The organism is Actinotalea sp. C106 (assembly GCF_023630195.1).
In the GTDB taxonomy this organism is placed as follows: Bacteria; Actinomycetota; Actinomycetes; order Actinomycetales; family Cellulomonadaceae; genus Actinotalea.
In genome coordinates this window covers 1-7014 of record NZ_JALPKN010000165.1, presented here as the reverse complement: position 1 = coordinate 7014, position 7014 = coordinate 1, and the positions used below count along the sequence as shown (strand labels likewise).

The following is a 7014-nucleotide window of genomic DNA, read 5'->3' as shown; positions in this document are numbered from 1 at the left end:
GCCCGAGCGGCCAGGGTGACGCCCGCGAAGCAGGCCGCGAGGCCGAGGGTCAGCGAGGCGGCCGCGTAGCCCGCGGCGAGTACGACCGCGCCGTCGGCCAGCAGGCGGTCGAGCTCGAGGGCCAGGCTCGAGAAGGTCGTGAACCCGCCGAGCACCCCGGTGCCCAGGCCGAGGCGCAGCACCTGGCCCCGGGGGCTCTCGGCGCCGCGACGCACCAAGGCCTCGAGCAGCAGGCCGAGCAGGAAGGCCCCCAGCAGGTTGGCGAGGAAGGTCGCCGTCGGCCAGGTGCCGCCGTCCTGGGTCACGGCGCTCGCGAGCAGGTAGCGGGCTGCGGTGCCGAGGGTTCCACCGAGGGCGACGACGGCGAGGAGCCGCGGGGCCAGGTGCTGACGGGTCACGGGAAGGCCTGCCTGTCGGGCCGTGCCGATCCGGCGGCCGCCGAGGTGCTCATGGGGCCCAGCCTGCCAGCCGCCGAGCTGCCTACCCGCCCGCGACTCCCGGTCTCGCCGTACCGTCGGGGCATGAGCTCTGTGGTGGACGTCCTGGCCGGGTCGCCGCTGCTGACGATCTTCCTCGTGGTGGCCCTCGGTACGGCCCTGGGGGCGGTGCCCTTCGGGCCGGTGCGGTTCGGGGCTGCGGGGGCGCTCTTCGTCGGGCTGGCCCTCGGGGCCGTGGACGAGCGGCTCGGGGAGGGGCTCGGGCTGGTGCAGACCCTGGGGCTCGCGCTCTTCGTCTACACGGTGGGCCTGGCTGCGGGGAGCACCTTCTTCCGGGACCTGCGGCGCCAGCTCCCACTGATGGGACTCGGCGTCGCGGTGCTGCTGGTGATCGCGGCGACGACGGTGGCGCTGGGCAACGTCCTCGGCCTCGGCGGGCCGCTCCAGGCCGGGGCCTTCACCGGGGCGCTGACCTCGACCCCCGCCCTCGCCGCCGCGCAGACCGCCGCGGGCAGCGCCGAGCCTGCGGTCGGCTACTCCCTGGCCTACCCCGTGGGGGTCACCGTCGCGATCCTCGTGGTCGCCGCGACGGTCCGGCGTCGCTGGCCTGCCGGGAAGGACCCCGAGCCGGCCGCCGGGGTCGGCCTCGACGCGGCCACCGCCGAGGTCGAGCGCCCCACCACCCTCGACGGAGTACCCGGCTACCGCGAGCAGAAGGTCCGGATGTCCTACCTCGCGCGGGACGGGCGCATGCGGGTGGTCGACGAGCAGGAGCAGCTGCGCCCGGGGGACCAGGTCGTCGTCGTCGGGCCGGGGGAGGAGGTCGAGGCTGCGATCGGTCACCTCGGCCACCGCGTGGAGGCCCACCTCGCGCACGACCGCACCGTGGTGGACCACCAGCGCTTCGTCGTCTCCGACCGTCGGGTGGCCGGGCGCACCGTCGCCGAGCTCGACGTCCCCGGCCGGTTCGACGGCGTGGTCACCCGGGTGCGGCGCGGTGACCTGGACCTGCTCGCGCGGGACGAGCTGACCCTCGAGCTCGGCGACCGGGTGCTCGCCGTCGTGCCCCGGGACCGTCTCGAGGAGGTCACCCGGTTCTTCGGGGACTCCGAGCGGCGCGTCTCGGAGATCGACGCCGTGACCGCGGGGATCGGGCTCGCGGTGGGGCTGGCCGTCGGGCTCGTGACGCTGCCGCTGCCGGGTGGGATCGCCTTCGCGCTGGGCTCGGCCGCCGGGCCGCTGCTGGTCGGGATGGTGCTCGGGCACGTCGAGCGCACCGGGCCCTTGGTGTGGGGCATGCCGCAGGCCGCGAACCTGACCATCCGGCAGATCGGTCTGCTGCTCTTCCTCGCCGCCGTCGGGCTCTCCTCGGGGCAGGCCTTCGCGAGCGAAGCCTTCACCGGGACCGGGCTGCGGGTGGTCGTGCTCGCGCTGGTGGTGGTGGGGCTGGCCTGCGGGCTGTTCGTCGCCGGGGCGCGGTGGCTCGGGGTGAGCGCACCACGGGCTTCGGGGGCGCTCGCGGGCCTGGTCGGGCAGCCGGCGATCCTCGCCTACGCGAGTTCACGGGTGGTCGACGAGCGCGTCGAGGCCGGGTACGCGGCGCTGTTCGCCCTGGGGATCATCGTCAAGATCCTGCTGGTGCAGGTGCTCGTCGGGGGGTAGCTCGGCGGGGCGACGTCGCTCTCCGATCGCTGCGAAGCGAGTCCTGGGTCAGACGAAGTCGCCCACCTGCTGGTCGACCGGAACGGTACCGGCGACCGTGACGTCGCCGGTGTGCGTCGTGGTCACCGTCTCGATGAGCACGATGTGCACCTCTTCATCGGCCACCGGGTTGTGGCGAACACCTCGTGGCACCACGTAGAACTGACCGGGGCCCAGCTCGACGTCAGCGGCGCCCTCGAGCTGGATACGCAGACGCCCCGAGAGCACGAGGAACATCTCGTCCTCGTGCTCATGCGCATGCCAGACGAGTTCCCCGAGCAGCTTCGCGACCTTGACGTACTGATCGTTGACGCGCCCGACGACCCGTGGCGTCCAGTGATCCACCACCTGCTCCAGCTCGGCAGCGAGGTCTCGAGCGATCAGTTCCTTCATGTGCTCAGCCTAGAGCGCCGCACCGTGGTTCTAGGGAGCGCGCACCCGCGTTCTTTTTCCCTTGACGGACTAGCGAGAGCTAGACGCTGATGGCCACGATGAAGAAAGCCGGAATGCCGCCACGTGCAGCTGCCGGTCAGAGTCTGGACCGCGTCAGGCCAGGCGGGCTGCGGCCCGAGCTGCAGTGTCGATCCGCGACCGGTGCGCCGCCCAGTCGTCGTCGGAAGGTGTCGCCGTGCCCTCGGTGACGGCCTCGTCCAGCTGTTCGCGCAGGATGTCGGCGTGGCCGGCATGCCGATTGGTCTCGGTCAGGACGTCCGATGTGCCGCGGCTGCGGGGCCAGGCGACGTCGGGGCTAGCGTGACGGGACTGCCTGTTGTGCCGTGAGGAGTTGTTCGTGTTCCTACTCAGTACTGTCCTAGGCGCCTTCTTGGGCGTCACCTACGCGAGAGTGGTGAACCGGCGGTTCGGCCCGCGGGATTGGCGCCGATGGGCAGCGTTGGCGCCCTTCTGGCTCCTGGCGGGCTGCGTGGCGATCGCGTCGCAGACCGTGAACATGAGCGACCCAGCCACGCAGGCTGTGCAGGCGTTCGCGATCGGAACCCTCGCCGAGACTCTGGTCGACTGGATACGCCGTGCGGTGCGCCGTCGCCGGGCTGACGTGTCGACGTCGCGCGAGTAGCCCGAGTCAGGCGGACGTCGCCATGGCCGGGTGATGTCTCGCCATGTCAGCGGCACGACCGTGCGTCGATTCGGGCCGTCAGGATGCGTTCGTCAGGCGCCGCACGACGTACTGGTTGAGGCTCAGGTGCTCCTGGGCGGCCTCCATGGCGAGCCTGCGGTGGAGTTGCTCTCCGATGCGGAGGTTGAACTTGCCGGAGTAGGCCCGCGACGACAGCGGTTCAGGTACCGGCTCGTGGTTGCTGAGCATGTCCTGGACAACATCGGCGAGGAGTTCGCGCAGCCCTCGGAGGGCATCTTCCTGGGTGTCGGCGAGCCACGAGAGGGAGGGCAGCTCCAGGCAGGTGGCGACGTACTCTTCGTCCTCGGCGGACCAGGTGACCCGGTAGGTGTATCGGGTGATGTCGACGTTGCTCGCCTTGCTCATGCCTCTGCCTCCTTCTTCTCGATCGCGGAGAGCACTTGCCTGACTTGGTAGGGCTTGGCCCGTCCGTGGTCGTTCTGGATGTTGACCCGTGGGTCGCCGGGCCAGGGCGTCTTGAACACTGCGTGCGATCCGCTGCCGGTTCGGGGTCGACCGAAGTAGTGCTCACACACCTTCGTCAGATCGTCGTAGCGGATGTTGCGCGGGTTGGCCTGCATCGCCGCGACGATCTTGGCAACCGAAGGCACCGTCCCATGGTACCGCTGGTAGTACCACTGCGCCATGGTCGCATCGTCTAGTTTCCAGAGGCGCTGAGATTAGCCAGGTTCAACCCGTGCGGCCCTGCCTCAGGCCGACTCCCGCACCACGACGTGGGTCTCGAGCAGACCACCCGCGGGATCGTCGGTCGCCGTCCCGCGCAGCTGGGCGAGCACCGAGGCTGCGGCAGCCTCGCCGAGCAGGCGGGCGGGCTGGTGCACGGTGGTGAGCAACGGCTGGCAGCGCAGGGCCCAGGAGCTGTCGTCAAAGCCGACGACGCCGACATCCTCAGGCACGCGACGCCCGGCCGCGCGGAGCGCGTCGAGCACCCCGGCCGCGATCGCGTCCGAGGCGGCGAACACGCCGTCGACCTCGGGCTCGCGCTCGAGCAGCTCGATCATCCCGGTGCGGCCCGCCGTGTACTCGTAGAGCTGGTTCTCGACGACGAGCCGCCGGTCGAAGGCCGGGCCCAGGGCCTCCCGGAACCCGGCGAGGCGATCGGAACCCGAGTCGCGGTCCAGTGCGGCAGCGATCATCCCGACCCGCCGTCGACCGGTGCTGATCAGGTGCTCGGTGATCGCTCGCGCCGCGCCCTTGTTGTCGATGCCGACCCAGGGCACGCGGGAGGTCGCGGGTGGGCGGCCGACCAGGGTCGCGGGGATGCCCAGGCGGGAGATGGTGGTGAGCAGGGTGTCGTCCTGCCGCGCGGAGACGACGACGGCGCCGTCGACGAACCCGCCGCTGAGGTAGCGGGCCACCCGGCGGCTGTCCCGCTCGGAGTCGATGACCAGGCTGACCATCTGGTGGTCCGAGCCGGAGAGCACCCGGTTGGCGCCCAGAAGGATCGCGCCGATGTTCGGGTCCTCGAGGAAGAGCTCGTGGGGCTCGTGGACGATGAAGCCGATGGCCTGGGAGCGGCGGGTCGCGAGGTTGCGGGCCGCCGAGTTGGGCACGTAGCCGACCCGGGCCACGGCCTTCTCGATGGCCTCGCGGGCTTGGGCGGAGACGTAGGGCTCGCCGTTGAGCACGCGCGAGACGGTGCCCCGCGAGACGCCGGCCTCGAGGGCGACGTCGCGGATCGTGGCGCGACGGGGTCGCGGCCCGGCCGTGGACATGCCCGGATCGTATCGCCCGCGAACGCGGAGAACGCTCGCCGCAGCACCGCTCGACGGCGAGAGTGTTGACACCGAGAGAAACCCGTACTTAATCTGTGCCCGGTCACAGAGCACACGCCTCATGACGGTTTGGTCTCTCTGTGAACGGTCACAGACACCCCTGGGACATCGCGGTTCCCGAGGGCTCACGAGCAAGGGAGCACGATGAGCAGCGCAGTCCCCGACGTCCCCACGCGGCCCTGGCCCGCGGACGGGCTCGTGCTCGGGTGCGACTACAACCCCGAGCAGTGGGACCCGCAGGTCTGGCGCGAGGACATGGTCCTCATGCAGCAGGCCGGCGTCTCGCTCGTCGCCGTCAACGTCTTCGGCTGGGCCGACGTCGAGCCGCGGCCGGGGGAGTACGACTTCTCCCGTCTCGACCAGGTGCTCGACCTGCTCCACGAGCACGGCATCAGTGCCAACCTCGGCACCGGCACCTCCTCCCCGCCCCCGTGGCTGAGCACCCGGCACCCCGAGATCCTGCCCGTGATGGCTGACGGCACCACGCGTTGGCCCGGGGGCCGCCAGGCCTGGTGCCCCAGCTCGGAGGTCTTCCGCAGCTACGCCCTGGGCCTGGTCGAGCAGGTCGCCCAGCGCTACGCCGCGCACCCCGCCGTCGCCCTGTGGCACGTGTCCAACGAGCTCGGCTGCCACAACGCGCTCTGCTACTGCGACACCTCGGCCGCGGCCTTCCGCGGGTGGCTCGAGAAGCGCTACACCGACGTCGACGCGCTCAACGCCGCGTGGGGGACGAGCTTCTGGAGTCAGCGGTACTCCTCCTTCGCCGAGGTGCTGCCGCCCCGGCTCACGGTCTCGACCCCCAACCCGGGCCAGGCCCTGGACTACCAGCGCTTCAGCTCCGACGAGCTGCTCGACCACTACCTCGCCGAGGCCGCGGTGCTGCGCCGCCACAGCACGGTCCCGGTAACCACCAACTTCATGGTCACCGCGCACCGGCGGGACGTGGACTACTGGTCCTGGGCCCCGCACATGGACGTCATCGCCAACGACCACTACCTCGACCACCGCCTGGCCGACCCGACCGCCGAGCTCGCCTTCGCGGCCGACGCGACCCGCGGCCTGGCCCAGGGCGGTCCCTGGATGCTCATGGAGCACTCGACGAGCGCGGTCAACTGGCAGCCGGTCAACGTGGCCAAGCGGCCGGGCGAGATGCTGCGCAACTCCCTGGGGCACCTGGCCCGCGGCGCCGACGGGCTGTGCTTCTTCCAGTGGCGGGCGTCGGTCCAGGGCGCCGAGAAGTTCCACTCGGCCCTGCTGCCGCACGCCGGCACCGACACCCGCACCTGGCGCGAGGTCCTCGAGCTGGGCCGCACCCTCACCGCGCTGCAGGAGGTCGCGGGCAGCCGCGTCGAGGCCGACGTCGCCCTGCTGTTCAGCTGGGAGACCTGGTGGGCCGCCGACGCCGAGAACCGCCCCTCGACCGAGGTCGAGTACCTGGACCAGGTGCACCGCGTCTACCTCGCGCTGCGGGCCCAGGGGCTCACCGTCGACGTGCTGCCGCCAGGCGCGGACCTGACCGGCTACCGCATGGTCGTCGTGCCCGAGCTCTACCTGGTGCGGGACGAGCATGCCGCCCAGGTCGAGGCCTTCGTGGCCGCCGGTGGGCACGCGGTGGTGACCTTCTTCAGCGGCGTGGTCGACGAGCAGGACCGGGTGCGCCTGGGCGGCTACCCCGGGGCCTTCCGCGACCTGCTGGGTGTGGTGACCGAGGAGTTCCACCCCTTGCAGGCCCACGAGCAGGTGCGCCTCGAGGACGGTGGCACGGCCCGGCTGTGGACCGAGGACCTGCGCACCGTCACGGCCCAGGTCATCACGCGCTACGCCGACGGTCCGCTGCCCGGCGTCCCCGCGGTGACCCGCAACGAGCGCGGCACCGGGGTCGCCTGGTACATCGCCACCGCCCTGGACGCCGAGCCCGCGTCGGCCCTGCTGGGCCGGGTGGCCC

The 7014-nt window shown here is 71.7% G+C and carries 8 protein-coding genes; 2 read left to right on the top strand and 6 right to left on the bottom strand.

The window, feature by feature from the left end; all coding sequences use genetic code 11:
• A partial coding sequence (locus tag L0B03_RS11650) for a CrcB family protein (RefSeq protein ID WP_250445955.1) occupies window positions 1-398 on the bottom strand: 398 nt, incomplete at its 3' end.
• 123 nt (window positions 399-521) lie between these two features.
• On the opposite strand from L0B03_RS11650, the gene L0B03_RS11645 reads away from it, so the two are divergent.
• Entirely contained in the window at window positions 522-2099 is a 1578-nt protein-coding gene (locus tag L0B03_RS11645) for an aspartate:alanine exchanger family transporter (protein WP_250445954.1), read from the top strand.
• Between the two features lie 48 nt (window positions 2100-2147).
• On the opposite strand, the gene L0B03_RS11640 is transcribed toward L0B03_RS11645, so the two are convergent.
• From L0B03_RS11640 to L0B03_RS11620, 5 genes are all read right to left on the bottom strand, one after another.
• Window positions 2148-2531 carry a cupin domain-containing protein gene (locus L0B03_RS11640; protein ID WP_250445953.1) on the bottom strand — a complete coding sequence of 128 codons (384 nt, stop codon included), beginning with the start codon at window positions 2529-2531 and terminating at the stop codon, window positions 2148-2150.
• Window positions 2532-2684: 153 nt separating this feature from the next.
• Window positions 2685-2972 carry a DUF664 domain-containing protein gene (locus tag L0B03_RS11635; RefSeq protein ID WP_250445952.1) on the bottom strand — a complete coding sequence of 96 codons (288 nt, stop codon included), beginning with the start codon at window positions 2970-2972 and terminating at the stop codon, window positions 2685-2687.
• Window positions 2973-3291: 319 nt separating this feature from the next.
• A complete protein-coding gene (locus tag L0B03_RS11630) occupies window positions 3292-3639 on the bottom strand; it encodes a type II toxin-antitoxin system HicB family antitoxin (RefSeq protein ID WP_250445951.1) in 348 nt (115 codons plus the stop codon).
• Window positions 3636-3920: a toxin HicA gene (locus L0B03_RS11625; RefSeq protein ID WP_250445949.1), complete on the bottom strand. Its 285-nt coding sequence runs from the start codon at window positions 3918-3920 to the stop codon at window positions 3636-3638. Before L0B03_RS11625 ends, L0B03_RS11630 begins: the two co-directional genes overlap by 4 nt.
• 63 nt (window positions 3921-3983) lie before the next feature.
• The gene (locus L0B03_RS11620) at window positions 3984-5009 is read right to left on the bottom strand and encodes a LacI family DNA-binding transcriptional regulator (RefSeq protein ID WP_250445947.1); all 1026 of its coding nucleotides are present in this window, start codon (window positions 5007-5009) and stop codon (window positions 3984-3986) included.
• Window positions 5010-5213: 204 nt separating this feature from the next.
• Between L0B03_RS11620 and L0B03_RS11615 the strand changes: the two genes are divergently transcribed.
• The coding region (locus L0B03_RS11615; protein ID WP_250445946.1) for a beta-galactosidase at window positions 5214-7014 on the top strand (1801 nt) is incomplete at its 3' end.

Excerpts from the sequence above, each read along its gene's own strand:
- L0B03_RS11645 (WP_250445954.1), top strand. The coding sequence starts at position 522 with ATGAGCTCTGTGGTGGACGTCCTGGCCGGGTCGCCGCTGCTGACGATC.
- L0B03_RS11640 (WP_250445953.1), bottom strand. The coding sequence starts at position 2,531 with ATGAAGGAACTGATCGCTCGAGACCTCGCTGCCGAGCTGGAGCAGGTG.
- L0B03_RS11630 (WP_250445951.1), bottom strand. The coding sequence starts at position 3,639 with ATGAGCAAGGCGAGCAACGTCGACATCACCCGATACACCTACCGGGTC.
- L0B03_RS11625 (WP_250445949.1), bottom strand. The coding sequence starts at position 3,920 with ATGGCGCAGTGGTACTACCAGCGGTACCATGGGACGGTGCCTTCGGTT.
- L0B03_RS11620 (WP_250445947.1), bottom strand. The coding sequence starts at position 5,009 with ATGTCCACGGCCGGGCCGCGACCCCGTCGCGCCACGATCCGCGACGTC.